The organism is Marvinbryantia formatexigens DSM 14469 (assembly GCF_025148285.1).
GTDB lineage: Bacteria > Bacillota > Clostridia > Lachnospirales > Lachnospiraceae > Marvinbryantia > Marvinbryantia formatexigens.
In genome coordinates, this window is record NZ_CP102268.1 from 3,680,326 (window position 1) to 3,706,661 (window position 26,336).

22 protein-coding genes are annotated in these 26,336 nt (G+C 48.9%); 19 read left to right on the plus strand and 3 right to left on the minus strand.

All coding sequences use genetic code 11. The features are described from left to right. The first annotated feature begins 55 nt into the window (after positions 1-55). Positions 56-1,198, plus strand: coding sequence for a 1-deoxy-D-xylulose-5-phosphate reductoisomerase (locus NQ534_RS17195; protein WP_040785085.1), 1,143 nt, complete (start codon positions 56-58; stop codon positions 1,196-1,198). Position 1,199: 1 nt separating this feature from the next. After that, complete coding sequence (gene rseP, locus NQ534_RS17200; protein ID WP_040785068.1) at positions 1,200-2,228, plus strand: RIP metalloprotease RseP; 1,029 nt, start codon at positions 1,200-1,202, stop codon at positions 2,226-2,228. A gap of 286 nt (positions 2,229-2,514) precedes the next feature. Here rseP and NQ534_RS17205 read toward each other — a convergent pair whose 3' ends face one another. Then, on the minus strand, positions 2,515-3,756 hold the full coding sequence (locus NQ534_RS17205; protein ID WP_006864021.1) for a peptidoglycan-binding protein: 1,242 nt from the start codon (positions 3,754-3,756) through the stop codon (positions 2,515-2,517). A gap of 397 nt (positions 3,757-4,153) precedes the next feature. On the opposite strand from NQ534_RS17205, the gene NQ534_RS17210 reads away from it, so the two are divergent. The 3 genes from NQ534_RS17210 (at position 4,154) to NQ534_RS17220 (ending at position 9,249) form a co-directional block, all read left to right on the plus strand. Then, positions 4,154-5,227 carry a carbamoyl phosphate synthase small subunit gene (locus tag NQ534_RS17210; RefSeq protein ID WP_040785070.1) on the plus strand — a complete coding sequence of 358 codons (1,074 nt, stop codon included), beginning with the start codon at positions 4,154-4,156 and terminating at the stop codon, positions 5,225-5,227. Further along, positions 5,227-8,424: a carbamoyl-phosphate synthase large subunit gene (gene carB, locus NQ534_RS17215; RefSeq protein ID WP_006864023.1), complete on the plus strand. Its 3,198-nt coding sequence runs from the start codon at positions 5,227-5,229 to the stop codon at positions 8,422-8,424. The genes NQ534_RS17210 and carB overlap by 1 nt, the downstream gene beginning before the upstream one ends. A gap of 243 nt (positions 8,425-8,667) precedes the next feature. Then, complete coding sequence (locus NQ534_RS17220) at positions 8,668-9,249, plus strand: zinc dependent phospholipase C family protein (RefSeq protein ID WP_006864025.1); 582 nt, start codon at positions 8,668-8,670, stop codon at positions 9,247-9,249. A gap of 87 nt (positions 9,250-9,336) precedes the next feature. Here the strand turns inward: NQ534_RS17220 and NQ534_RS17225 are convergent, their stop codons facing one another. Beyond that, on the minus strand, positions 9,337-10,356 hold the full coding sequence (locus NQ534_RS17225; protein WP_006864026.1) for a hypothetical protein: 1,020 nt from the start codon (positions 10,354-10,356) through the stop codon (positions 9,337-9,339). A gap of 335 nt (positions 10,357-10,691) precedes the next feature. Beyond that, the gene (locus NQ534_RS17230; RefSeq protein WP_006864027.1) at positions 10,692-12,329 is read right to left on the minus strand and encodes an ABC-F family ATP-binding cassette domain-containing protein; all 1,638 of its coding nucleotides are present in this window, start codon (positions 12,327-12,329) and stop codon (positions 10,692-10,694) included. Between the two features lie 337 nt (positions 12,330-12,666). On the opposite strand from NQ534_RS17230, the gene NQ534_RS17235 reads away from it, so the two are divergent. From NQ534_RS17235 to NQ534_RS17300, 14 genes are all read left to right on the plus strand, one after another. Further along, complete coding sequence (locus NQ534_RS17235) at positions 12,667-13,692, plus strand: LCP family protein (protein WP_006864029.1); 1,026 nt, start codon at positions 12,667-12,669, stop codon at positions 13,690-13,692. A 682-nt stretch (positions 13,693-14,374) separates the two neighbouring features. Continuing rightward, on the plus strand, positions 14,375-15,031 hold the full coding sequence (locus tag NQ534_RS17240) for a CpsB/CapC family capsule biosynthesis tyrosine phosphatase (protein ID WP_143115836.1): 657 nt from the start codon (positions 14,375-14,377) through the stop codon (positions 15,029-15,031). A gap of 8 nt (positions 15,032-15,039) precedes the next feature. Next, positions 15,040-15,783 (plus strand): YveK family protein, encoded by a 744-nt coding sequence (locus NQ534_RS17245; RefSeq protein ID WP_006864033.1) that lies wholly within the window; start codon positions 15,040-15,042, stop codon positions 15,781-15,783. Positions 15,784-15,786: 3 nt separating this feature from the next. Then, the gene (locus NQ534_RS17250; protein WP_006864034.1) at positions 15,787-16,587 is read left to right on the plus strand and encodes a CpsD/CapB family tyrosine-protein kinase; all 801 of its coding nucleotides are present in this window, start codon (positions 15,787-15,789) and stop codon (positions 16,585-16,587) included. Next, on the plus strand, positions 16,484-17,575 hold the full coding sequence (locus NQ534_RS17255) for an LCP family protein (RefSeq protein WP_081455632.1): 1,092 nt from the start codon (positions 16,484-16,486) through the stop codon (positions 17,573-17,575). The genes NQ534_RS17250 and NQ534_RS17255 overlap by 104 nt, the downstream gene beginning before the upstream one ends. 78 nt (positions 17,576-17,653) lie before the next feature. Next, positions 17,654-18,268, plus strand: a complete 615-nt coding sequence (locus NQ534_RS17260; RefSeq protein ID WP_040785073.1) for a hypothetical protein — start codon at positions 17,654-17,656, stop codon at positions 18,266-18,268. Between the two features lie 149 nt (positions 18,269-18,417). Then, the gene (locus tag NQ534_RS17265) at positions 18,418-19,044 is read left to right on the plus strand and encodes a LytR C-terminal domain-containing protein (RefSeq protein WP_157200762.1); all 627 of its coding nucleotides are present in this window, start codon (positions 18,418-18,420) and stop codon (positions 19,042-19,044) included. Positions 19,045-19,228: 184 nt separating this feature from the next. Beyond that, a complete protein-coding gene (locus NQ534_RS17270) occupies positions 19,229-21,376 on the plus strand; it encodes a nucleoside-diphosphate sugar epimerase/dehydratase (protein WP_260042808.1) in 2,148 nt (715 codons plus the stop codon). 95 nt (positions 21,377-21,471) lie between these two features. Next, positions 21,472-22,023, plus strand: a complete 552-nt coding sequence (loaP, locus tag NQ534_RS17275) for an antiterminator LoaP (protein ID WP_006862459.1) — start codon at positions 21,472-21,474, stop codon at positions 22,021-22,023. Positions 22,024-22,221: 198 nt separating this feature from the next. After that, positions 22,222-23,442: a DegT/DnrJ/EryC1/StrS family aminotransferase gene (locus NQ534_RS17280; protein ID WP_006862460.1), complete on the plus strand. Its 1,221-nt coding sequence runs from the start codon at positions 22,222-22,224 to the stop codon at positions 23,440-23,442. Between the two features lie 12 nt (positions 23,443-23,454). Continuing rightward, positions 23,455-24,222 (plus strand): sugar transferase, encoded by a 768-nt coding sequence (locus NQ534_RS17285; RefSeq protein ID WP_006862461.1) that lies wholly within the window; start codon positions 23,455-23,457, stop codon positions 24,220-24,222. Positions 24,223-24,224: 2 nt separating this feature from the next. After that, positions 24,225-25,052 carry a glycosyltransferase gene (locus NQ534_RS17290; protein ID WP_006862462.1) on the plus strand — a complete coding sequence of 276 codons (828 nt, stop codon included), beginning with the start codon at positions 24,225-24,227 and terminating at the stop codon, positions 25,050-25,052. Between the two features lie 10 nt (positions 25,053-25,062). After that, the gene (locus NQ534_RS17295; RefSeq protein ID WP_006862463.1) at positions 25,063-25,494 is read left to right on the plus strand and encodes an FAD synthase family protein; all 432 of its coding nucleotides are present in this window, start codon (positions 25,063-25,065) and stop codon (positions 25,492-25,494) included. A gap of 16 nt (positions 25,495-25,510) precedes the next feature. Next, complete coding sequence (locus tag NQ534_RS17300) at positions 25,511-26,335, plus strand: polysaccharide deacetylase family protein (RefSeq protein ID WP_006862464.1); 825 nt, start codon at positions 25,511-25,513, stop codon at positions 26,333-26,335. The last annotated feature ends 1 nt before the right edge of the window (position 26,336 follow it).

Here is a 26,336-nt window from a genome sequence, read left to right on the forward strand (position 1 = left end):
TTGAAGGTGCGCAGCACGGAATTTGATTACAGGAAAGTATAAGAAAGGAAAGCTTATGAAAACGATTGCGGTTCTGGGAGCTACCGGTTCCATCGGCACGCAGACGCTGGAGGTAGCAAGAGCAAATAAGGATATCCGGATCGCCGCGCTGGCAGCGGGGCGCAATATCAGGCTGCTGGAGGAGCAGATACGGGAATTTCTGCCGCGCGTGGCGGCAGTCTGGGAGGAAGCGGACGCGCAGAAGCTGCGGACGGCGGTGCGTGACCTGGATGTAAAAATCGTCTCCGGGATGGAGGGACTTCTGGAAATCTGCACGCTGCCGGAGGTGGAAACCGTTGTCACGGCGATCGTGGGCATGATAGGCATCCGTCCGACCATTGCGGCGATTCAGGCGGGCAAGGATATCGCGCTTGCCAACAAGGAAACGCTGGTGACAGCCGGACACATTATCATGCCGCTGGCAGAGCAGTGCGGTGTGAAGATTCTGCCGGTCGACAGCGAACACAGCGCGATTTTCCAGTCCTTAAACGGGGAAAATCCGCGTCAGATACACAAGCTTCTGATTACGGCGTCCGGCGGACCGTTCCGCGGACGGAAACGGGAGCAGCTTGCGGATGTGCGGGTGGAGGATGCGCTGAAGCATCCCAACTGGAGCATGGGACAGAAGATTACCATTGATTCCGCCACTCTGGTCAATAAAGGGCTGGAGGTGATGGAAGCAAGGTGGCTGTTCGGCATGGATCTGGACCGGATACAGGTTGTAGTACAACCACAGAGCGTCATACATTCTATGGTAGAGTTTGTGGACGGAGCCATTATCGCGCAGCTCGGCACGCCGGATATGAAGCTCCCCATCCAGTATGCGCTTTATTATCCGGAGCGCAGATTCCTGGCGGGCGACCGTCTGGATTTCGCGCGCCTGTCGCAGATCACCTTTGAGGAGCCGGATACGGAAACCTTCCTGGGACTGCCTCTTGCGTACCGCGCCGCGCGGGCGGGAGGCTCCATGCCGACCGTGTTTAACGCGGCAAATGAGAGGGCGGTCAGCAAATTTCTGTCCAGGAAAATCGGATTTACGGATATTTATGAAATCATCACAGAATGTATGGAGGCACATAAGGTAAGGCAGAATCCTTCTGTGGAAGAGATTCTGGAGACGGAACAGGAAACCTATGAGATGATTGAAAGCAGGTGGTAGATTGAACATTGTCTGGGCGTTGATTTTATTCAGCCTGATTATTTTGTTCCATGAATTCGGGCATTTTCTGCTGGCGAAGAAAAACGGCGTGACGGTCGTGGAGTTTTCGCTGGGTATGGGACCGCGCATCCTGAGCCGGGAATGGCACGGTACGCGTTATTCCTGGAAGCTGCTGCCTTTTGGCGGCTCCTGCATGATGCTCGGCGAGGATGAAGAGGAGAGCGGGGAGGGCTCGTTTGGCAGCAAGTCCGTGTGGGCACGGATTTCCATAATTGCGGCGGGACCGGTTTTTAATTTTATTCTGGCGTTTCTGCTGTCGCTGATTATTGTCGGTCTGTACGGATACGACCCGGCGGTGATACGGGGCGTGGAGGAAGGCTCTCCGGCGCAGGAAGCCGGGCTGCAGGAGGGCGACATCGTCACGAAGATGAACGGTAAGCGCATCTATCTGGCGCGTGAGGTCAGCAACTATATTTCCCTGCATCAGGGCGAGGATATTACGCTGACTTATAAGCACGACGGGGAAACCAATACGGTACACATTGTTCCGGTGCAGGATGAGGACGGCTATTACCGGATGGGCGTTTCCGTCAATGTAAGCTATGTAAAGGGCAATCTCCTGCAGGTGATAAAATACAGCGCCTGCGAGGTGCGCTACTGGATCGATTTGTCGATTGAGAGCGTGCGGATGCTGGTGACCGGAAAAGCCGGCATTAAGGATATGTCCGGTCCGGTGGGCGTCGTCAGCATGATTGGGGAGACTTATACAGAGAGTGCCAAGGTCAGCATGTTTGCCGTTGTGATAAATATGCTGAATATGGGAATCTTCCTGTCGGCAACGCTCGGCGTCATGAATCTGCTGCCGCTTCCGGCGCTGGACGGCGGACGTCTCGTCTTCCTGATTATAGAGGCAATCCGCGGAAAGCGCGTCAATCCGGACAAAGAGGCGATGGTGCATTTTGTGGGACTGATGGCACTGATGGTGCTGATGGTCGTGGTAATGTATAACGATGTGGCGAGACTGCTGTAGCGAGAATGCTGCAGCGAGACTGATGTGGCGCACAGCGGGGCAGCAGGAGAAAATCCTGGATGTTCTGAAGAAGAGCAGCATGAAAAGAGCGATATGAAACCAGCAGGCTCCCGGAAACGGGAGCCTGTTCTGATGAAATGGGGGACTGCCACCGCTGCCGCTGGTTGTTCTGTGATGAAGGAAGAACGTGCGGCTGTCTGTGTCTTTAGCTGTTTTTACGTAAAGGGGAAAGGTCAACCTGCCACTTTGCACGGCACGGAAGCTGGCAAACGGGAACCTGCGTGCTTTACGGGTACAGCTCTGCGATGCGCGTGACGGCGACGTAAATATCCTGGATACGGTACCAGGTGCGCCGCCCGACAATGCCGTCCTGCGTCAGCCCGAAGACGCTCTGGAATACCTTCACCGCGTTTTCTGTCGCCGGACCGAAGATGCCGTCCACGGCGATTTTCGGAATCAGCGGATAGTTGTTGGAGATAGCGTTGAGCTGCTCCTGAATCTGGCGCACGGCGTCGCCGGAGGAACCGATGCGCAGGGCATAACCGGGATAGGAGGAGGGAATGCCGGAAACCTCCTCCGCTGTATTGATGTACATGGAATCCCCGTAATAATAGCGGAGAATCTCAATATCGGAATAGCCCTGGTCGGCAAGGTTTTTCGAACCCCATTGACTCATCCAGTTCGGGCAGATGACGCGGTTTCCGTCACAGTATTGTGTCAGAATCGGCTGCTTCACATTCGGGCGGGAGAGATAGGCATCAAAAATCTCATCCACCACCTCCGAAATGCTCTCGTAGATATTGCGCCCGTAGATCCACTTGTGGTCGAAGGCGGTGGAGGAGGTGATGGTAAAATTAAAGCCCTTGTTGCGGTACCACTCCGTATAAACGCGGTTCAGCGTAAACGACATAATGGCGAGAATATTTGCGCGCAGCGCCGCCTGCGGCCAGGTGGAATAAATTTCGCTGGAAGCGACATTTTTGATGTAATCCTTGTAGCGCACGTAATAGTCGGTGGCGGTGGTGTCGCGCGGGGAGCCATCGTGCACGACGACAAATTCCGGGACGACAACACGGGAGAGAACGATTTCACCGGTCTGACTGACAGGCTTTACCTCGGCTTCGGCGATTTTCGGCGGATAATTACCGTAAAGCGTATGTGCCGGGATGACGACCACATCCGGTGTTTCGCGTTCTTCGATCGGACGCAGGCGGATGGTCTGCAGAGAAAGCTGTCCGGAAAGAATCTCGGAGCCGGAGACCGTGATTTTTTCATAGCCCTCCGCAGACACCGAGAAGGTATATTCGGAATAGGGCTGCGCCTCTCCAGGGGTCAGACTGTATTCCAGAGGAGGCGCTTCCAGAGACAGCGTCTCTGTGCGTCCGCTGCTGTCTGTGCGCACCTCCTCGATAACATTCTCCGGGTCGCCGGAATACGAAATGTCAATCACGGCATCCTCCACAGGCGTGCTGCGAAGCGCGGATTCCACATTAATGCGCAGCATACCGGTATCCGTTGTCTGCTGCATAGCTCTTATGCGAGAATAGGACATAATAACCTCACACATAAATGGTTATAATTATTATATGAAGAAGAAAGTAATCTGCCTCTTGCCAAACGGTTATTTTTGTGCTATCATTTTAGCAATTTGGGGTGTGGATTCGATGGGGAAGAGACGGGCGTTTTATTCCCTTTTTTTGCGCGATAGTAATAAGCCGGGCGGGAACGCTTGCGTTCCCGGCGTCCGTACAATTCACCGGGAGGGAATGCTCGCATTCCCAGGCGGTGAATTGTATGCGCGCAGAGGGAAGGGTAACTTCCCATCCGGCGCGTGTCGCGGCAACGAACGCGTGAGCGTGAGTCTGAGAATTCACCGGGCGGGATGCGCACCGCACACCAATACATCAGGAAAGGCAGGATGGACAATGAAAGCATTTCTTATTCTGGAAGACGGAACTGTTTTTACCGGGCAGAGCATCGGGGCGGACCGGGAAGTCATCAGCGAAATCGTTTTTAACACGTCGATGACCGGTTATCTCGAAGTCCTCACCGATCCCTCTTATGCGGGACAGGCAGTTGTGATGACATATCCGTTAATTGGCAATTATGGTATCTGCACGAAGGACATGGAGTCGGAGAGACCGTGGCCGGACGCATACATTGTAAGAGAACTATCTCGTATTCCCAGTAACTTCCGTTCGGAAGGGACAATTCAGGATTTTCTGTTAAAATATAATATCCCCGGAATCTCCGGAATAGACACCAGGGCGCTGACGAAAATACTTCGTGAAAAGGGCACCATGAACGGTATGCTTACGACCAACGAAAAGTTCTGTCTGGAAGAAGTGCTGCCGCAAATTGCCGCTTACCGCACCGGCAAAGTGGTGGAGAAGGTGACCTGCGCAGAAAAATACGTGCTGGAGGGTGACGGTCCGAAGGTGGCGCTGCTGGATCTGGGAGCGAAGCGCAACATCGCCCGCAGCCTGAACGCGCGCGGCTGCCAGGTAACGGTTTATCCGGCGCTGACGAAGGCGGAGGAGATTATCGCGGATGCGCCGGACGGCATCATGCTTTCCAACGGACCGGGCGACCCGAAGGAATGCGTTTCTATTATAGAAGAAATCCGCAAATTATATCAGACGGATATTCCGATTTTTGCCATCTGTCTGGGACATCAGCTTATGGCGCTGGCGAACGGTGCGGACACCTATAAAATGAAGTACGGGCACCGTGGCGGCAATCATCCGGTGAAGGACTTAAAAACGGGCAGAGTGTACATTTCCTCGCAGAACCACGGCTATGTGGTGGATACGAAAAATCTGGACGCATCGGTGGCGGTTCCGGCATTTACCAATGTCAATGACGGAACAAATGAAGGACTTGCCTATACGGGAAAGAATATTTTTACGGTACAGTTTCACCCGGAAGCGTGTCCGGGACCGCAGGATTCCGGTTACCTGTTTGACCGGTTTATGAAAATGATGGAGGTGGACAGATAATGCCGAAGAATCCGGAAATCAAAAAGGTACTTGTGATTGGTTCGGGACCGATCGTAATCGGGCAGGCGGCGGAGTTCGACTACGCCGGAACGCAGGCGTGCCGCTCTCTGAAGGAGGAGGGCATCGAGGTCGTCCTTCTGAATTCAAACCCGGCGACCATTATGACAGATAAAGACATTGCTGACCGCGTGTACATTGAGCCGCTGACGGTGGAAGTGGTGGAACAGCTTATATTAAAAGAAAAGCCGGACAGCGTGCTGCCGACGCTTGGCGGACAGGCGGGCTTAAACCTCGCTATGGAGCTGGAGGAGCGCGGCTTTTTAAAGGAAAACAATGTGCGGCTTATCGGCACCACTGCGGAGACGATAAAAAAGGCGGAGGACCGCCAGGAATTTAAAAACACGATGGAGAAAATCGGGGAGCCGATTGCAGCTTCAAAAGTCGTGGAAACGATAGAAGAGGGCGTTGCGTTTACAAACACCATCGGCTATCCGGTCGTGCTGCGCCCGGCGTACACGCTTGGAGGAAGCGGCGGCGGCATCGCCCACAATTACGAGGAGCTGACGGAAATTCTGGCAAACGGGCTGCGTCTGTCACGCGTGGGGCAGGTGCTGGTGGAGCGCTGCATTGCCGGCTGGAAGGAAATCGAGTACGAGGTGATGCGCGACAGCGCAGGCAACTGCATTACCGTCTGCAACATGGAAAATATTGACCCGGTCGGCGTGCATACCGGCGACAGCATCGTGGTAGCGCCGTCCCAGACACTCGGCGACAAGGAATACCAGATGCTGCGTACCTCGGCGCTGAATATCATCAGCGAGCTGAACATCACTGGCGGCTGCAACGTGCAGTATGCCCTGAACCCGGACAGCTTTGAATACTGCGTGATCGAGGTAAATCCGCGTGTGAGCCGTTCTTCGGCGCTCGCCTCCAAGGCGACCGGCTATCCGATTGCGAAGGTGGCGGCGAAAATCGCGCTCGGTTATACTCTCGATGAAATCAAAAACGCCATTACGGGCAAAACGTACGCCAGCTTCGAGCCGATGCTGGACTACTGCGTGGTGAAAATCCCGCGCCTGCCATTTGACAAATTCATCAGCGCAAAGCGTACCCTCACCACACAGATGAAGGCGACCGGAGAGGTAATGAGCATCTGCGACAACTTTGAGGGTGCGATGATGAAGGCAATCCGTTCTCTGGAGCAGCATGTGGACAGTCTGCTGTCGTATGATTTTTCGCATCTGGATGACGAGCAGCTTATGAAGCAGCTCGCAAAGGTAGACGACCGCCGCATCTGGGTGATTGCGGAGGCGCTGCGCCGCGGCGTTTCCTATGAGGTTATTCACGATATTACAAAAATAGATATCTGGTTTATTGATAAGCTTGCGATTCTGGTGGAGATGGAGCAGGCGCTGCAGACGCAGGAGCTGACTGTGGAGCTGCTGAAAGAGGCGAAACGCATTGAGTTCCCGGACAACGTGATTGCCCGTCTGACCGGAAAGACAGAGGACGAAATTAAGGCGATGCGCTATGAGAACGGCATCACGGCGGCATACAAGATGGTGGATACCTGCGCGGCGGAATTTGAGGCGACTACGCCGTACTATTATTCTGTGTTTGGAAGTGAGAATGAAGCGCAGGAGACCCATGACCGCAAAAAGGTGCTGGTGCTCGGCTCCGGACCTATCCGCATCGGGCAGGGAATTGAATTTGATTTCTGCTCTGTCCACTGCACCTGGGCGTTTGCGAAGGAAGGCTACGAAACAATTATTATCAATAACAACCCGGAGACGGTCAGCACCGACTTCGATATCGCGGACAAGCTGTATTTCGAGCCGCTGACGCCGGAGGATGTGGAGAATATCGTCCGCCTGGAGAAGCCGGACGGTGCCGTGGTGCAGTTTGGCGGACAGACCGCTATCAAGCTGACGGAAAGCCTTATGAAAATGGGTGTGCCGATTCTGGGAACTTCCGCGGAAAACGTGGACGCTGCCGAGGACCGCGAGCTGTTTGACGGCATTCTGGAGAAATGCGGCATTCCGCGCCCGGCAGGTCACACCGTATTTACCGCTGAGGAAGCGAAAAAGGCGGCAAACGAGCTCGGCTATCCGGTGCTGGTGCGTCCGTCCTATGTGCTCGGCGGACAGGGAATGCAGATTGCCATCAGCGATGAGGATGTGGATGAATTTATCGGCATCATCAACCGCATCGCGCAGGAGCATCCGATTCTGGTCGATAAATATCTGGTCGGCAAGGAAATTGAGGTCGACGCGGTATGCGATGGCACCGATATTCTGATTCCGGGTATCATGGAGCATATCGAGCGCGCGGGCATTCATTCGGGAGACAGTATTTCTGTTTATCCGGCGCAGAGCATCGACGCAAAGGTAAAGGCGACGATAGAGGATTACACAAGAAAGCTGGCGCAGTCGCTGCATGTTATTGGTCTGATTAACATCCAGTTCATTGTCTGCGGCGAGGAAGTATATGTGATTGAGGTAAATCCGCGCTCCAGCCGCACCGTACCGTACATCAGCAAGGTGACGGGCATCCCGATTGTGCCGCTTGCGACAAAGGTAATCCTCGGCGCGAAAATAAAGGACCTTGGCTACACACCGGGACTGCAGCCGGAGGCGGATTATTTTGCCATTAAGATGCCGGTGTTCTCCTTCGAGAAAATCCGCGGTGCTGATATCAGCCTCGGACCGGAAATGAAATCCACCGGCGAGTGCCTTGGTATTGCAAAAACCTTTAACGAAGCGCTCTACAAGGCGTTTCTTGGAGCGGGTATTAACCTGCCGAAGCACAAAAACATGATTATGACGGTGCGCGATGAGGACAAAGAGGAGGCGGCAAAGCTCGCAAAGCGTTTTGAAGCGCTCGGCTACAACATTTTTGCCACCAAGGGCACGGCGAAAGCGCTGATGGACGCCGATGTGCAGGTGCGCATGACGCGCAAGGTGGAGCAGGAGTCGCCGAACATTCTTGACTTGATTCTCGGACATAAGATAGATCTGGTAATCGATACCCCTTCCCAGGGAATCGAGCATTCAAAGGATGGTTTTGTCATCCGCCGCAATGCCATCGAGACCGGCGTCAATGTCCTGACATCTCTGGACACGGCGGGCGCGCTGATTTCCAGTCTGGAAAATACGGATGTGAAAAAGCTGACGCTGATTGATATTGCAAAAATATAGCCTGCGTGAGCAGAAGTTCTGTGGTCTGCATGGCATAATATCAGGTTGAATGACAATGGAACTGCGTGATGTTACATGGTATGTAATAAATTTCCGCTTGCGTTTTTTAAAAAAGTGGCGTATGGTAGAAAAGGAGCTGATTTGCAGCAGGGTTTTGCGCCGGATGGATCGCGGCGTGAGGGGATTCCGTATGGCGGAGCTGCATTTGTGTGAAAGTGTCCCATCGGGGAAAAGGAGAAATGCATGAGAAAAAAATCACATATTTCGCTGGCGAGGTTTCTGGTCTCACAGATGGGGGCGGATAAGCTGCAGCAGCACAGAAAGGCATTTTATCTTGGCTCTATCCTTCCGGACTGCAAGCCTTCCTTTCTTACGGAACGCCACGAGTTTTACGGAACCTTTGACAAGGTTTCCGACAATATAAGAAGTCTGCTGAAAATGGATTACACCGATGCGCAGGACGGCATGGCGTTCTGGCGGCATCTGGGAGAAATCATCCATTATATTGCCGATTACTTTACTTTTCCGCATAACCGCACCTACACCGGGACAATCCGCCAGCATTGCGCATATGAAAAGGAAATGCGTGATTATCTGAGAGAATATATTGACAGCGGCAGGGCGGCGCTGCAGAAGGTTGGAGAAAAGGTGTTTGAGAACGTGGAGGCGCTTCTGGAATATATCCGGAAAACACATGAGGAATACACCAGAGGACGTCATACGATTGAAACAGATGTGCGCTACATCGTGCAGCTTTGTCAACAGGTTGTATGCGCAGTCGTGCAGTTTGCAGGCGCCGGGGCGATGGAGCTCCTGGCGGCATAATTGATGAAAGTAAAATCCGGAGCGCGGGCAGTATAAAACTGTCTGGCTCCGGATTTTTACTTTCCATAAAAATTTACACACTTACTCTTATGTGGTGGCAGAACATTCACGCAGCGCCTCCAGAATCTTGTCAGATGCAATACCGGTCTGGGCAGCAATCTCCTCCGGCGGATAGGTCTGGGAAAGCAGCAGAATCAGTTTCTGCTGTTCACTCTCCAGGCTCTGCTTTTCGCTTTCCAGGTTTTGTTTTTCGCTTTCCAGACTCTGCTTTTCACATTCCAGGTTTTGTTTTTCGCTTTCCAGATGCTTGTTTTTCTTTTCCAGCTTTTCTATTTCGTATTCCAGGATATCGACATCAAAAATTAATGCATCTTCTGTCATCTGATTCACTCCCTCTTTTTTCAGCTCGTCATATTGCTCATAGATATGGCGGTAGAGATACAGAATCATCCGCGAAAGCTTCAGCGCTTCTGTGGGAGTAATATTTCCGACCTCTACATTTCGGTTTAGTGAGTTTAGTATATCATGAGTGATTAAATTTTTCAATGCTTCTATATTTTCTTTTGTACGTTTTTGCTCAATGGTCCGGCGCAGTTTTAAAAGCTGGAAGGGAAGGAGCATGATGAGCTTTTTACGGTCCAGCTCTTCCAGAGAGTGCTTTAAATATTTAAATACAGGTACTCTATATAAAAAGCTTCCCTGCTCCCCGAAGCTGATTTTCAGAATATATTCATCTGGAAAGCTTTCATCATCGTAAAGGTATACGATAAGAGGCTCCGGAAAGCAGATGGTATCCTGATTATCGGCTGTGCGGATGGCGTGATGGAAGCCATATTCCAGAACACGCAAGAGAATATCGCCGTCTTTGGTCATCTGAAATTCAACATGGTAGCTGCTGGAATGATTAATCGTAACAATGGTATCTGCCAGTGTCTTTTTCAGACTGTCATCCGTATTTTCTGTCCAGTGGTAGTCTACATCGCTGTCGGGAGGATAGTCCGTACCAAAAAGACCGTTAATGAGGAAAACGGTACAGCGGGTGGAAAGAGAGAGACAGCGCTTGGCAATGCGGTCATAGATGTCGTGATATTCATATGCTTCGTTCATAAAACCTCCTTGTTTTAATATGTGTAAATTATTTGTGCGGATTAAAATTTAATATTTTAAAAGATGAGTTTATTATATGTTATAAAACAGAAAAAGTCAATAAAAATAATATATAATTAAAAAGTGAATTAAAAAGGATGAAATTATGATTATAAAGAACTGAGTGAATATCCTGAGCATAAAAATGGAGCCATTGCTCTATAAATGATTACTCATTTATTTTGCAACGACTCCTCTGGAAACGTGTGTTACAGGAAACAGCAGCCGGAGAAGCATAACGCCTGGTTATCCGCCAGCGGGTGTGGGGCCTGGTTATCCGTTAGTTTGTATGCCGCTTAGTTATCCTCCAGCTTGTTATCCATTGTATAAATCTGGCGTTTTCTTGCCATCTCATCGCTTGCCAGATATTCGTCGTAGGTGGTGATTTTATCAATCATGATACCGTTCGGCAGAATTTCCATAATGCGGTTGGCGGTTGTCTCCACGAGCTGGTGGTCGTGTGAGGCAAACAGGATAACGCCGGGGAATTTCACCATACCGGTATTTAAAGAGGAGATAGACTCCATATCCAGATGGTTGGTCGGCTCATCGAAAATGAGCACATTCGCACCGGAAATCATCATTTTGGATAAGAGACATCTGACCTTTTCTCCTCCGGAGAGCACCTTTACTTTTTTTACGCCGTCGTCGCCGGCAAACAGCATACGACCGAGGAAACCGCGCACATAGGTGACATCTTTGATTTCGGAATATTGCGTTAGCCAGTCTACGATAATCAAATCGTTGTCAAATTCCTTTGTGCTATCCTTCGGAAAATATGCCTGTGAGGTCGTCACACCCCATTTGTAGCTTCCGGAATCCGGTTCCATTTCGCCCATCAGAATCTGGAAGAGTACCGTCTTGGCAAATTCGTTGCCGCCTACAAACGCCACCTTGTCATCGTGATTCAGCGTGAAGGTGAGATTATCCAGTACTTTTACGCCGTCAATGGTTTTGCACAGGTTCTCTACGGAAAGCACTTCATTTCCGATTTCGCGGTTAGGGCGGAAGTCGATATACGGATATTTACGGCTGGACGGCTTGATGGTATCCAGCTCGATTTTCTCCAGCGCACGCTTTCTGGAAGTAGCCTGTTTGGACTTGGAAGCGTTGGCGCTGAAACGGGAAATGAATTCCTGCAGCTCTTTGATTTTCTCTTCTTTCTTTTTGTTCGCTTCCTTCATCTGCTTGATCATGAGCTGACTGGATTCGTACCAGAAATCGTAGTTTCCGGCGTAAAGCTGAATCTTGCCGTAGTCGATGTCCGCGATGTGCGTACATACTTTATTAAGGAAGTAACGGTCGTGTGAGACGACGATAACGGTATTTGGAAAGTCGATTAAAAATTCCTCCAGCCATTCGATGGCAGCCAGATCCAGATGGTTGGTCGGCTCGTCCAGAAGCAGAATGTCCGGATTTCCGAACAGAGCTCTTGCCAGAAGCACTTTCACCTTTTCGCTGCCGTTTAAATCCTTCATCATTGTATAATGCAGGTCTGGCTCAATGCCAAGACCATTCAGAAGCTGCGCGGCATCGGATTCCGCTTCCCAGCCGTTCATTTCGGCAAATTCGCCCTCCAGCTCACTGGCGCGGATGCCGTCCGCCTCGGAAAAATCTTCTTTGGCATAAATGGCTTCTTTTTCTTTCATGATATCATACAGGCGCTGATTGCCCATGATGACGGTGTCCAGCACCGGAAAATCATCATATTTAAAATGGTCCTGCTCCAGGACGGAGAGACGCTGTCCGGGCGTAATGGAGACATCGCCCTTGGTGGTTTCCAGCTCGCCGGAGAGAATCTTCAGAAAGGTGGATTTCCCGGCACCGTTGGCGCCGATCAGACCGTAGCAGTTGCCCTCGGTAAATTTAATATTTACGTCCTCGAACAGCGCTTTCTTGCCTATCCGAAGTGTTACATTGTTTGCACTAATCATCTTAAATCCTCACTTTAAAAATTAATAAGGGCATGCGCCCTATGAAACCGGCGCCGTATGAGCCCGGCTACATGCAAGCATGCACGGACTTCCGGGACCGGTTTCTGCTGCTGACGCAGTGCGATGCTCGGAAATCAGTGATTTCCTCACTAAGGGCATGCGCCCTATGAAACCACTGCTTCGTACGTCCGATTGCATGCAAGCATGCACGGACTTCCGAATCACTGGTTTCGCACTGCTTATTGCTGTCATTATATTAAGATATTGTGAAAAAAGCAAGTGTTTCTTGTGGATTGGAGGCTTTTGTGTTATGCTACGATGGAAAGGGGAGATTTAGATGGCACGAAGAAAGAAAAAAATACACTGGATAAGGTTTATTCTTGAGGTACTGGTTCTTCTGATTCTGGCGGCGGGACTTTTTGTAGCGGCAAAGTTTGTGAAAATCAACCGGGGAAGCCTGGAGATGGAGAACATAGTGAAGAATGAGAGCATTTCATCGGATGAGCTGAGCGCGATGGACGGCTACAAGGATATTGCTTTTTTCGGCGTGGATTCCAGGGAAGGGGCGCTGGATTCCGGTACGAACAGCGATACTATCATGATTTGCAGCATCAACCAGAAAACATATGAGATAAAGCTTGTATCTGTGTACCGGGATACGTACCTGGATACGATAGATAACGGCTACAGTAAATGCAATTCGTCATACGCGGTCGGCGGAGCGGAGACGGCAATCAGTATGCTCAATAAAAATCTGGATCTGAATATCACGGATTATGTGACCGTAAATTTTGAGGCGGTCGTAGAGCTGGTGGATCTGTTTGGCGGCGTGGATATCAATCTGACAGAGGGAGAGGTGCAGCTTCTGAACGGGTATCTGGTGGAAGGACGCGAGGTACTTGGAAGAGAGTGCGAGGATGTTCCGGGACCGGGACTTCAGCACCTGAATGGTATGCAGGCGCTTGCCTACAGCCGCATCCGCTACATCGGCCTGGATTATGAGCGCACAGAGCGTCAGAGAACGGTTCTGGAGCAGGTTCTGGAAAAGGTAAAGAGCAGCGATATATTTACGCTGAATGAGGCGATTGATACGCTGCTTCCTAAAATATCGACCAGCCTTTCCGTAACGGAGCTGTTAAAACTGGCGGCCGGAGCAGGAAAAATGAATTTAACTGAGACAACAGGCTTTCCGTTCGATAAAACAACGATGGATATCTCGGCGGGCGACTGTGTGATACCGGTCAATCTGGCAGCAAACGTTACGCAGCTCCATGAATTTTTGTATGGTTCTACAGGCTATACGCCATCCGCAACCGTGCAGGAAATCAGCAATAACATATCGGCGGAGACCGGAATTTACTAAAACTCATAAATGAAAATGTTGAATTTGGGGTAGAAAAATCCGGCAGAATATGCTAAGATACTATTGAATCACATTCGACGCAGAAAGATACGGAAAGTAATCCTTACAAAAGATAAAGCTGCGTTGGGTGTGATTTCTTTATTCTGGAGAAGAATCCTTTAAATTTTTAATTTCAGGGGTAGAAAATTCTGGAAGAGTGTGTTAGAATAACCGGGAAATCACATTTGATGCAGAGAGAATATAAAATATTCCTACAAAAGATAAAGCTGCATTGGATGTGATTTCTTTTCATTATGTCACATCTTGCTATGGATTCTGAAAAAATAATCTTAAATATGTCAAAATAGCCTGCATTTTTTTGCGAAAATCCAGATTTAAAGGAAGATATTGGAGACGTTATCGGATATGGTTGCAAAAAAGAGGGTGTTTTATGCCAAAACAGCTATACAAATATCACAAAAAATCCCGAAAATCAAATATAATATGTGTTTTTTGTTGACAGAAAAAAATGAAAAAGTTATAATCTAAGAGATGAAGTCGGTAATATCAATGAAGGTACCGGGGAACGTATTGGATTCCGGTATAATTGTGCGCAATACAGGGTGGAGGGTGATGCGGGTTGCCTGGAATAACGGATATGCATTGTCATATTCTGCCGGGGCTGGATGATGGATGCCAGAGCATGGATGAAACAATACAGACGCTCCGGGAAGCAGAGCGGCAGCAGATTCGTCAGATGATTGTTACGCCGCATTATTATCCGGGCAGATATATGGTATCTGCGATTCAGGTAAGAAAAACGCTGGACGAAGTACGCAGGCAATGTGAGAAGCAGGGGATAAACATCACACTTTATCCGGGACAGGAATGCTTTTACTATTCCGGGCTGACAGAGCTGCTTAATTCCGGCAGTGTGCTTACTCTCGCGGAAAGCCGCTACGTACTGGTAGAGTTTTCGCCGGATTGTCTGTTTACCTATCTTTTAAGTGGATTGCGGGATTTACGACAGAACGGATACATTCCGATACTTGCTCATTTTGAACGCTACCGCTGTCTGCAGAAAGAAGGACATCTGGAGATGCTGAAAGAGCAGGAATATCTGCTTCAGATGAATTTTGATACGCTGCTGCAAAAAGACGGCTGGTTCCGGAAAAATCCCTGGCGGGCAGTTGTGAAAAACGGAGCGGTGGATTTTCTGGGAAGCGATTGTCATGGGACAGATTTCCGCCCGCTGCGTGTGGCGGAGGTTTACGAATGGCTGGGTGTACATTTAAATTCCCGGCAAAGAAAACAGATATTAACGGATAATATCCAAAAAATACTACAAAATATATATTAGAGGATGATATGGAAAAAACAACAGAACAAAATCAAATGGAACTAAAAGAAAGAAGGATTGCGGAGGAAGAAGACGTCATTGATTTAAAAGAAGTCTTTTATGTGCTCCTTGGCGGATGGAAAGCAATTTTTCTGGCAATGCTGATCGGGGCTGCCGCGTTTGGCGCTTATCACCACTTTATGATAACGCCATCCTATCAGGCGGACGCCATGATTTATATTACAAACACGGATTCTGTGATTACTTTTTCGGATTTGCAGCTCAGTTCCGCACTTACGGAGGACTACACGAATATTATTAAGAGCCGTACCGTGCTGAACCGTGTTATTGACGAACTGGATCTGGACATAAATTATAAGCAGCTTGGGAATCTGGTGAGTGTGGAAAATCCGGAATCCACGCACATTATACATATTTATGTTACAACAGATGATCTGGAACTCAGCAGGAACATTGCAAACGCGCTGCTGAATGTCAGCGTCAGCCAGATTTATCAGATTATCGGAAGCAGCGAGCCGACGATCATTGATTACGCGGAAGCGGAGGCTGTGGAAAATGTAACGCCGGGACTGACAAGATATATGGCAATGGGAGCGCTGCTTGGAGCGGTGGTTGTCTGCGCTGTTCTTATTATCCGGATGCTGATGAATACCACGATGAAAACAGAAGAAGATATTGATAAGTACCTGCATCTGCCGGTGCTTGCGGCGGTGCCGTATTACAATGAACACACCACAAGGAAAGGAAAATAAAAAATGGAACAGCAGCAATATTGGCAGCCGGCAATGCAGCCGCAGGGAACGCCGGTCCGGAGGGTGGTGCAGCCACAGATAGAACCGTTACCGTTTCAGGCGAGAGAGGCAATCAACGTACTTCGCGGAAATATCCAGCTGAGCGGATACGATTTAAAAACGATTGCGATTACCAGCGCGGTGGCGCATGAAGGAAAATCCTCCATTGCTTTCCGCCTTGCAAAAAGTATGGCGGCGCTTGGAAAAAAGACGCTTTATCTGGACTGCGATATCCGTAATTCGATGACCATGAGTTATTATAATATCCAGATCAAGACGGTAGGGCTCACAGAGTATCTGTGCGGCAGAGAATCGATGGCAAACATCGTATACAAGACGGACGACCAGTGGATGGATATGATTTTTACGGGCGCATCGGCGCCAAGTCCCAGTGAACTGATTTCGGGACCGTTATTTGAACAGCTGATTAAGTGGACACGCGAAAACTACGATTATGTTATTGTGGATACGCCGCCGGTAAATGCTGTTATTGATGGCGCACTTATAGCGAAGAGGTGTGATGGAAGTATTCTGGTTATTGAGAGCGGGCTTACCGAGCGCAAGCAGGCAATTCAGGCAAAGAGACAGCTGGAATATGCCGGCATCAGAATACTGGGGACCGTTCTGAATAAGATTGGAACAAAGAAGAGCGGTTACGGCTATGGTTATGGTTACGGATACGGTTATGGCTATGGCTACGGTTACGGAGAAGACAGGAAGAGCAAGAAGAATGCCGGGACGAAAAAGAAGAAGAAAGCAAAATAAAAAAGTCTTTTTATACAGCGCGGCCGTAGTAATTATACTGGCGGTGGGGCTGGGTATCTGGGCGTACCAGATACAGAAGCGGCAGCAAAGTCTTCATGTTACTGCCGGGAATTCCGTGGATATGAAAGCGGGATACCGCAATATCACATATAATGGAAAAGAATATCAGTATAATTCGCTTATTACGACTGTCCTGTATGCCGGCGTCGACTCCGAAGGAGAGATGAAAGAAAATGAAAGCTATACAGGCGCGGCAAGGGCGGACAGCATTTCGGTGGCGGTGCTGGATAAGAAGCATGAAAAAATGACGATTATTGCACTGAGCCGCGATACGATGACAGATGTCCGCAGATATTCCATGTCGGGCAGGGACCGCGGAACCTACGAGACGCATCTCGGTTTTGCCTATGCTTACGGGGACGGCGGCGAGGTCAGCTGCGAGAATCTGCGTGAGGCAGTATCCAATCTGCTCTGCGGAATCCCGATAGACGAATATGTGGTGACAAATCAGTCCTCCATGACCCATATAAACGATCTGGTGGGCGGGGTGACTGTCACGGTGCCGAATAACGATCTGGCGGCTGAATATCCGCAGCTTACAGAAGGTGCAGTGGTAAAGCTGGACGACACAAACGTGGGTGCTTATTTACAGTACCGTGATACAGAAACCGATCTGAGTAATGAAGGGCGTATCGAACGCCAGCAATCATATGTAACCGCATATGTCGGACAATTAAAACAGGTTCTGCAGGAAGACCTGGAGGGTACCTGGAACAGACTGGAAGAGATGGATACGTATCTTCAGACGAGTATCACAAAAAATAAATACCTCAGTCTGGCGAAGCTTCTGGAAAAAACAGATTTTTCATTTGACAGCTATTATCGTCCGGAGGGCGAAAATGTAGTTGGCGAGGAACATGACGAATTCTACGTGGATGAGGAAGCGCTTCAGGAAAAGATAATCGAGCTTTTCTATGAAGAAATTTAAGTTGGTTTGAACTTTGAAAAAAGTTTGAACATAGATTGGTCAGAGACCAAAATAGTGAAGAAAGGAGGAAGACGTGTTATGAAAAAGTTTGCGGCAATCCTGTGCACAGCAGCGATAACCCTGGGAACCGTGTGCACTGCTTTTGCAAATCCGAGTATCAGCTATGTTACCATTGAACCGCAGGATGCGACGGTAGCAGAGGAAAGCGCGGCGCTTATCCCGGAAGGAATGAAGCTGATCGTTGCGGAGGCAGAACCGGACAACTACGAAAACGAAGTAGTGGCGGAAATCGTGACCAGACTGAATGATCCGGAACAGATGATTGAGATGGAAGAAATTCTGGAAATGCTGGAAGTGGATCTCACAGAAGAGATAAAAACGGAAAGCGGTAACGTAATCGACCCGCTGGAGTATGAGCCGATTTCGGAATTCGACGATCTGGTACTTTCCGACGATATGGATGTTTATTATGATTTCGACGGGGAAGTAAAGAAAGTAAAAGCAACGATTGAAGTAGAAGCATTAAAAGAAGTGGAAGATATCAAAAATAATCTTCTGATGCAGCTCGATCAAAAAGAAGGAAAGGTATACTTTATCGAGATCGAAGAGGAAGATTATGTACCGGAGACCGGAGAAATTACAGTGACCTTCCCTTGCCTGGGACCGTTCTGTGTTCTGGAAAAAGCAGAGTAACAGCAGACTGTTGCTCCGTCAGTATATAGCGGAAAAAGTTATGGAATAACCATCCCTTTTTCCGTTTATACTGATAAAAATTATTGACGAGAGGCTATGAAGAAATGGCGAGACGAAACAGATATGGACAGGAAAAAAATCCACTGAGAATGGTTTTATATATAATCGCGGTTCTGGCGATGATAGGCTGTATCGGATATCTGGTATACAGCTCCCGCATAAGCAGCCAGGAGTATCAGGAAGAGGTACGGCGGGCTGCCGCGGAAGAAGTGGAATTTGAGACGGAAGCGCGCGAAACACGTGGTGAGACAGAAACTGAGACGGAAAAACAGCAGGACAACACAAAGGATGAGACGGAACAGGGGGCTGGAACGGAAACAGAAACAGACGGAGAACAGGGAAATACGGAAGAAACAGACAATGAGTCTGAAACTGATACCAAAGAAGCAGCGGCAGGCGCGGCGGATAAGGATATGTCCATTCTGGTGCTGAACGGCACCGGAAGACCGGGCGTTGCCGGATACTGGAAGTCACAGCTTGAAGAAGCAGGATATACGGATGTCACACCGGCAACGTATACGGAGACGGTTGGTGAAAAGACGGTCATCTATGCAGCGACCACCGAAGAAGCGGAGATTTTTAAAGAGCAGTTTCCGGATGCAGAGGTGGAAGTTGGCACCGTGGAGACAGGGCTGGAGGCGGCGGAAGGAATTCCGCTGCCGGAAAAATGCGATGTTTACATAATAGTAGGAAGCAGCGACGCCAGGAGCGAGTAAGATATTTGTGTGATATTCCAGAGACTGGAACATATAGCGAAATGGAATAATTGAAACATTGCGGCTATAACAGATGTCTACCGAAAATATTCGGTTATCAGGTCCTGCGGCGGACGGGAAGCCGCACACGGGCAGGATTATACAGGGAGTTTATGAAAAAATCAAAATATTGTTGGGAAAAGCTATGAGAGAAGAACAGAAAAACGGGAAACAGGTATCAGGACAGACGAAAGAAAAAAAACACAGGTTCCAGCACTGGGAAGTGATCGCGCTTTATCTTGTGCTGTATGATGTGGTCGCGGCGTGTGCATCCTATTTTTTTGCGCTGCTGCTGCGTTTCGACATGCACGTATCACAGATCCCTCCGGAATATCTGGATGCTTTTGTGGGATTCATGCCGTTTTATGCAGTATTCATGGTGGCAGTGTTTTACGCCCTGCGGCTCTACAGCAGCATATGGCAGTTTGCAAGCTTCAGCGAGCTCAACCGCATCACGGTGGCATCCCTTGCCACGGCGGTGTTCCATACAGCAGGGATCACGCTTTTCCTGCAGCGGATGCCGGTATCGTATTACATCATCGGTGCGGTCATGCAGTACTGCCTCGTGATCGCGGTGCGCTTTTCCTACCGCTACATCACGATGGAGCGCGCACGCCGGAGACAGGACGGACGTGCAGTCCGCAATGCAATGATCATCGGGGCCGGGGCAGCCGGGCAGGTGATCATCCGCGAGCTGAAAAATTCCGGGGAGGCAGAGGCACGCCCCTGCTGCGTGATCGACGACAATCCCAATAAATGGGGCAGGCTGATGGAAGGCATCCCGGTCGCGGGCGGCAGGGACTCCATCCCGGAGAATGTCCGGAAATATAAGATCGACCAGATCCTGTTCGCCATCCCGACCGCATCCGCGGAGGACCGGAGGGCCATCCTTGACATCTGCAAGGAGACGGGGTGCGAGCTGAAGAGCCTGCCGGGCGTCTACCAGCTGGCAAACGGGGAGGTGTCCCTGAGCAGGATGAAGCCGGTGGCGGTGGAGGAGCTGCTGGGCAGGGACCCGATAAAAGTCAACATGGAGGAGATCTTCCGGTACATAAAGGGAAAAACGATCCTGGTAACGGGCGGCGGCGGGTCCATCGGCAGCGAGCTCTGCAGGCAGATCGCCGGGCATGAGCCGGGACAGCTGGTCATTTTCGACATCTATGAAAACAATGCCTACGACATCGAGCAGGAGCTGCGCCGGAAATACCCGGACCTGAAGCTGTCAGTGCTGATCGGTTCCGTGCGTGACAGCCGGAGGATCAACCAGGTATTTGAGACCTATAAGCCGGATATCGTCTACCACGCGGCGGCGCACAAGCATGTCCCGCTGATGGAGACAAGCCCGAACGAGGCGATCAAGAATAACGTGGTCGGCACCTACAAGACAGCCTATGCGGCGCTGAAGAACGGCACGCAGCGGTTCGTGCTGATCAGCACGGACAAGGCGGTGAACCCGACCAACATCATGGGCGCCAGCAAGCGCCTGTGCGAGATGGTCATCCAGAGCATGGACGCCATCAGCAAGGCGGGGAGGATGGACCTGCTCCCGTTCCTGCACGCGCACATGGACAAACAGATAGACGGGCAGATAGCGCACGACCCGGAGGACCACATGGCGGTGGACGGCATGGACGGGAAGCATCCCGGTCTGAATATGGAGAGTGTGAAAAACGGGGAGCATCCGGGGACGCAGTTTGTGGCGGTGCGTTTCGGGAATGTGCTCGGCAGCAACGGCTCCGTGATCCCGCTTTTCAAAAAGCAGATAGAGGCGGGCGGACCGGTGACTGTCACCCATCCGGATATCATCCGCTACTTCATGACCATCCCGGAGGCGGTCAGCCTGGTGCTGCAGGCAGGGACTTACGCATGGGGCGGGGAGATATTTGTGCTGGACATGGGAGAGCCGGTGAAGATCGACACGCTGGCGCGGAACCTGATAAAGCTTTCCGGATACAAGCCGGATGAAGATATCAAGATCGTCTATACCGGGCTGCGGCCGGGTGAAAAGCTTTTCGAGGAAAAGCTGATGGCTGAGGAAGGTCTGAAAAAGACAGACAATGACCTGATCCATATCGGCAAACCGGTCCCGTTCGATGTGGAGAAGTTCCTGCGGCAGCTGGAAGAGCTTGCAAAGGCAAGTTATGAGAACAGCGGGGATATCGTGGGGATGGTCGAACAGATGGTGACGACCTTTCATCCGGCGGGAAAGCATCCGGAAAAGATCATTGCAGGACCGCACCCTGCAGCAGACAGTGCACTGGATGAGGTTGCCGCAGCAAAAGAGATGGCGTAAGAAAAAATCCAGGGAAACAGCAGATCGTCGCTTCGCCGCGTTTGCTGACCCTGAATGTCAGAAAGTGAGAAAAAATCTGCCTGAAACAGGACAGAATGGCGAAGCATACGCAATTCAGGAAACAGAAGGAAGAGACAGAAGTGTGGTATGTGATGCAGGTGCAGACGGGGATGGAAGAGCGGATATGTGCGCAGTGCAGAAGAAAAATATCCGAGACGGTGCTGGAGCAGTGCTTCATCCCGCGTTATGAGGTGAAAAAGCATATCCAGGGTGTGTGGAAGACACAGAAGCAGATCCTGTTCCCGGGATATGTATTTGTAGTAACATCCGATATCCAGAATCTGCACGAAGAATTAAAAAAGGTTATTGGTCTGACAAAGCTCATTGGGACAGGCAGGGAAATTGTTCCGATTTCTGAAAATGAAAAAGAATTCCTCCTGGGCTTTGGCGGGAAGGAACAGGTTGTACAGATGTCTGAGGGCATCATCACCGGAAGCCGGGTAGTCATCCACTCCGGACCGCTGAAAGGAAAAGAAGGATATATCAGAAAGATAGACAGGCACAAGAGGAAGGCATGGCTGGAGCTTCCGCTTCTGGGCGGGATGCAGAATGTACAGGTCGGGCTGGAGATTGTGTGTAAGAAATAGGGTGTTTGGATAGAGACAGGGTGGCTGGCCAGACAGTTAAAAGCTGATGAGAAACCTGAATATAGGTTTTGAAAATAAAGGGACGGAGATGCTCTGTCTGCATTGTGATTTACACAGTAAAGGAGGAAAGAAGACGTGTTTGTTAGAACAGAAGATATAAAGCCTTTCAAATCAAAAGTGTGGCTGGCTTCTCCGACTATGCACGGCGAGGAAATTAAGTATATCACTGAGGCGTATGAGACGAACTGGATGTCCACAGTTGGTGCAAATATTAATGAAGTAGAGCGTATTGCAGCGGAAAAAGCAGGAGTCAGATATGCAGTTGCACTGTCCTGCTGTACTGCCGCATTGCATCTTTGCGTGAAGTTCGCCGGAGAAAAGCTGTATGGCAAGCCGCCCATCGGTCACGGAGCTGTGGAAGGCAGGCGGGTTTTCTGTTCTGACATGACATTTGATGCCACTTTGAACCCTGTTGTGTATGAAGGGGGCATTCCGGTGTTTATCGACACCGAACGTGATACCTGGAATATGGACCCGGCCGCACTGGAGAAGGCTTTTGAGATTTATCCGGAAGTAAGGCTTGTTGTAGCAGCACATCTTTATGGTTTTCCTGGGAAAATAGATGAGCTGAGAGCCGTGTGTGACAGGCATGGTGCCCTGCTGATCGAGGATGCGGCTGAATCTATGGGCGCTACATATAAGGGAAAGCAGACAGGTTCTTTCGGCGATTATGCAGCAATCTCCTATAATGGCAACAAAATAATAACCGGGAGCTCCGGGGGATGCCTGTTAACTAATGAACTGGAGGTTGCAAACAAAGCACGCAAGTGGTCCACACAGGCCCGTGAAAACGCAGCATGGTATCAGCATGAAGAGGTTGGCTATAACTACCGCATGAGCAATGTCATCGCTGGCGTTGTCCGTGGCCAGTATCCGTATCTGGAAGAGCATATCGCCCAGAAGAAGGCAGTCTGGGAGAGATACAGGGAAGGACTAAAGGGGCTGCCAGTATCTATGAATCCATTTGAGGAAGATAAGTCTGTTCCGAATTACTGGCTTTCTGCAATGATCATTGACAAAGAGGCAATGTGTAAGCAGGTGCGTGATGATAATACAGCAATGTATCAGCCGGAGCATGGTAAGAGCTGTCCTACCGAGATTCTGGAAGCCATCGCCAGTATTAATGCGGAAGGACGTCCAATCTGGAAGCCGATGCATATGCAGCCGATGTACAGAATGAATGCGTTTATCACAGTTGCCGGGAATGGCAGGGCAAGAACCAATGCTTACATAGCTGGCGGTGTGGAAGACGTTGGGGCAGATATCTTTGAAAGAGGTCTGTGCCTGCCGAGTGATAACAAGATGACCAAGGAGCAGCAGGATGTTGTGATTGAGATTATTAGAAAGTGCTTTGAGTGATGGGGGAGAAGGATGCAGCAGCCACAATTAAATGGAATCAAGACTCATAGCCGATTGGAAAGAAAGTATGGGTTTTACGAATTATACGTTAAGCGGCTAATGGATATTATCTGTTCATTGGCAGCAATCATCGTGTTCAGTTGGCTTTACCTCATCATTGCAGTTCTGGTTCGAGTGAAGCTCGGTTCGCCAGTGCTGTTTAAGCAGCCCCGTCCTGGTAAGATTGATCCCAAAACAGGACGGGAGAAAATCTTTTTTATGTACAAATTCCGTTCCATGTCTAATGAGAGGGATGAGAACGGAAATCTTTTGCCGGATGATATTCGTTTGGGCAAATTTGGTAGGGCACTCAGGGCAACCTCTTTGGATGAATTACCGGAAGCTTTCAATATCCTAAAAGGGGATATGAGTATAATCGGTCCCAGACCCCAGCTTGTACGGGATATGGTCTTTATGACGGATGAACAGAGAATGCGCCATACTGCGAAACCTGGATTGAGTGGTCTGGCGCAGACCAGAGGAAGAAACGCACTGTCTTGGGACGCAAAATTGGCTACTGATCTTGAATATATAGAGAACATATCCTTTCTTGGTGATGTGAAGATAATCATTAATACTGTCAAACAGGTTTTCTTCAAAGAGAGAGGCATAGAGGGTGGAACGGTTGATGAGGTTGATATCACGGATGACCTTGGAGATTACCTGTTGAAAGTTGGCCGGGTCAGTAAGAAAGAATATGATGCGAAGCAGGCTGAGGCTAGAGAGCTATTGGGGGTGTGAGAATGCTTGAAGATATAAAGTTTTCTGTCTCCATGTGTGTATATGGCGGAGACAATGCACAGTGGTTTAAGACAGCGGTAGAAAGTGTTCTTAATCAGACTTTGGTGCCAAACGAGATAGTTCTTGTCGTTGATGGTCCCGTCCCGGATGATTTGAATGCTGTAATACTTAAACTTGAAGAAAATGACACTTTCAAAGTCATTCGTTTGAAGAAAAATCATGGACACGGAATTGCAAGAAAGACGGGTCTTGATAATTGTTCCAATGAGCTTGTGGCTATTATGGATGCAGATGATATAAGCGCCCGTAATCGATTTGCAAGGCAAATTGAAGCTTTCCGCAATTATCCGGATTCAGACATAGTTGGTGGAATGATTACAGAGTTCATTGACACCCCAGAAAATGTTGTTGGTAAGAGAATCGTTCCATTGGAAGATAGTGCAATAAAAGAGTACATGCAGTGCCGTTGCCCGATGAACTTAGTAACAGTTATGTTCAAAAGGTCATCAATTGAAAAAGTGGGTGGTTTCATCGACTGGTATTGCGAAGAGGATTACTATCTTTGGCTGAGAATGGCTCTTGCGAATATGAAATTCAGAAATGTTGATAATGTGCTGGTAAATGTTCGTGTTGGAAAAGAGATGTACCAGCGCCGAGGTGGGGTTAAGTACTTCAAGAGCGAGGTAAAGCTTCAAAAGTACATGCTTGATAACAAGATAATCGGCTACTCACGCTATTTGCTTAATGTTACTGAGAGGTTAATTTTGCAAGTGCTCATGCCAAATAAAATGAGGAGTTTTATCTTTCAGAAGTTAGCAAGAAGTAAATGAGGAAATATAGATGAAAAAATACAAAATTGGCTATACAACTGGAGTATTTGATATGTTTCATATTGGTCATTTAAATATATTGAAGAGAGCTAAGGAACAGTGCGATTTTCTGATTGTTGGCGTGACCAGCGATAAGCTTTGCTTCAAGAGAAAGCAGAAATATCCTATCATCTGTGAGTCCGACCGTATGGCTATTGTGGCAGAGCTTCGGTGCGTTGACCAGGTAGTTCCACAAGAAAACATGGATAAGCTGGAAGCAGTTAAGAAGTACGGAGCAGATGCTGTATTTGTTGGTTCCGATTGGAAGGGAACAGAGACTTGGAATCAATATGAAAAAGAATTTACTGAGGTAGGATGCACTGTTGTGTATTTGAATCATACCGATGGCATTTCCTCAACGATACTTAGAGATAGATTAAATGCCGGTGAGAAAGCTTTATAATGTGAGGTAGGATAAGATGATTTTTGTGTATAAATACTGGGATCAGTTTTGTAGAGAATTGAAAGAAAAAGGGATTGTCAGCATTCCTGCTAAAGAAGTTAAGGAAACAATGGCATCATTTCTGGTGTTGAAACACGATATTGAAAATACAGTACCTAAAGCATATAAGCTTGCTGAAATTGAAAACAAATATGGCCATAGAGGTGCATATTACACACATGCCTATCTGCTGGATGACCCAAAGAATATTGAACTTTTACGAAAAATGCAAGCCATGGGGCATGAAATATCCTATCACTATGATGTGATGGATAGTAATCACGGAAATATAAATGAAGCCATCAAAGAATTTGAAGATAACCGTAAACGGTTTGAGGCCTTGGGATTCCCTATCATCACAGTTTGCCAGCATGGCAATCCTGTTGTTGAACGCGTGGGATATACCTCTAATCGAGATTTCTTTCGTAGTTCTCAGGTACAGGCTATGTATCCTAATATCGCAGATATTATGGTTGATTATAAAGATAAATACCATACTGAATACTCCTATTTCTCAGATGCAGGACGTAAATTCAAATTTATTTTTGATCCTATCAATAACGACCTTGTAAACAGTGATGATAAGAATATTCCATATGAAGATTTGAATGCTCTTATTGAGGCTTTGCCATCAAAGGCTATTATCAGTACGCATCCACATCGTTGGGCAGATTCAGTTGCTTCCTACATTGTGAAGGATAAGGTATTTAAGATTGTAAAAGGCACAGCAAAGCTGGCTATGAAGGTGCCTGGAGTAAAGAAAATTATGTGCAGATATTATTATCTGGCCAAGAAGATATAAG

Coding starts and splice junctions, on each gene's coding strand:
- NQ534_RS17225 (WP_006864026.1), bottom strand. CDS start 10,356: ATGAACGAAGCATATGAATATCACGACATCTATGACCGCATTGCCAAG.
- NQ534_RS17285 (WP_006862461.1), top strand. CDS start 23,455: ATGCAGCAGCCACAATTAAATGGAATCAAGACTCATAGCCGATTGGAA.
- NQ534_RS17250 (WP_006864034.1), top strand. CDS start 15,787: ATGGAACAGCAGCAATATTGGCAGCCGGCAATGCAGCCGCAGGGAACG.
- NQ534_RS17300 (WP_006862464.1), top strand. CDS start 25,511: ATGATTTTTGTGTATAAATACTGGGATCAGTTTTGTAGAGAATTGAAA.
- NQ534_RS17265 (WP_157200762.1), top strand. CDS start 18,418: ATGGTTTTATATATAATCGCGGTTCTGGCGATGATAGGCTGTATCGGA.
- NQ534_RS17255 (WP_081455632.1), top strand. CDS start 16,484: ATGGTTATGGTTACGGATACGGTTATGGCTATGGCTACGGTTACGGAG.
- NQ534_RS17240 (WP_143115836.1), top strand. CDS start 14,375: ATGGATGAAACAATACAGACGCTCCGGGAAGCAGAGCGGCAGCAGATT.
- NQ534_RS17220 (WP_006864025.1), top strand. CDS start 8,668: ATGAGAAAAAAATCACATATTTCGCTGGCGAGGTTTCTGGTCTCACAG.
- NQ534_RS17290 (WP_006862462.1), top strand. CDS start 24,225: ATGCTTGAAGATATAAAGTTTTCTGTCTCCATGTGTGTATATGGCGGA.
- NQ534_RS17210 (WP_040785070.1), top strand. CDS start 4,154: ATGAAAGCATTTCTTATTCTGGAAGACGGAACTGTTTTTACCGGGCAG.
- NQ534_RS17235 (WP_006864029.1), top strand. CDS start 12,667: ATGGCACGAAGAAAGAAAAAAATACACTGGATAAGGTTTATTCTTGAG.
- NQ534_RS17280 (WP_006862460.1), top strand. CDS start 22,222: ATGCACGGCGAGGAAATTAAGTATATCACTGAGGCGTATGAGACGAAC.
- NQ534_RS17230 (WP_006864027.1), bottom strand. CDS start 12,329: ATGATTAGTGCAAACAATGTAACACTTCGGATAGGCAAGAAAGCGCTG.
- NQ534_RS17245 (WP_006864033.1), top strand. CDS start 15,040: ATGGAAAAAACAACAGAACAAAATCAAATGGAACTAAAAGAAAGAAGG.
- NQ534_RS17295 (WP_006862463.1), top strand. CDS start 25,063: ATGAAAAAATACAAAATTGGCTATACAACTGGAGTATTTGATATGTTT.
- NQ534_RS17195 (WP_040785085.1), top strand. CDS start 56: ATGAAAACGATTGCGGTTCTGGGAGCTACCGGTTCCATCGGCACGCAG.
- NQ534_RS17270 (WP_260042808.1), top strand. CDS start 19,229: ATGAGAGAAGAACAGAAAAACGGGAAACAGGTATCAGGACAGACGAAA.
- NQ534_RS17260 (WP_040785073.1), top strand. CDS start 17,654: ATGAAAAAGTTTGCGGCAATCCTGTGCACAGCAGCGATAACCCTGGGA.
- carB (WP_006864023.1), top strand. CDS start 5,227: ATGCCGAAGAATCCGGAAATCAAAAAGGTACTTGTGATTGGTTCGGGA.
- loaP (WP_006862459.1), top strand. CDS start 21,472: ATGGCGAAGCATACGCAATTCAGGAAACAGAAGGAAGAGACAGAAGTG.
- NQ534_RS17205 (WP_006864021.1), bottom strand. CDS start 3,756: ATGCAGCAGACAACGGATACCGGTATGCTGCGCATTAATGTGGAATCC.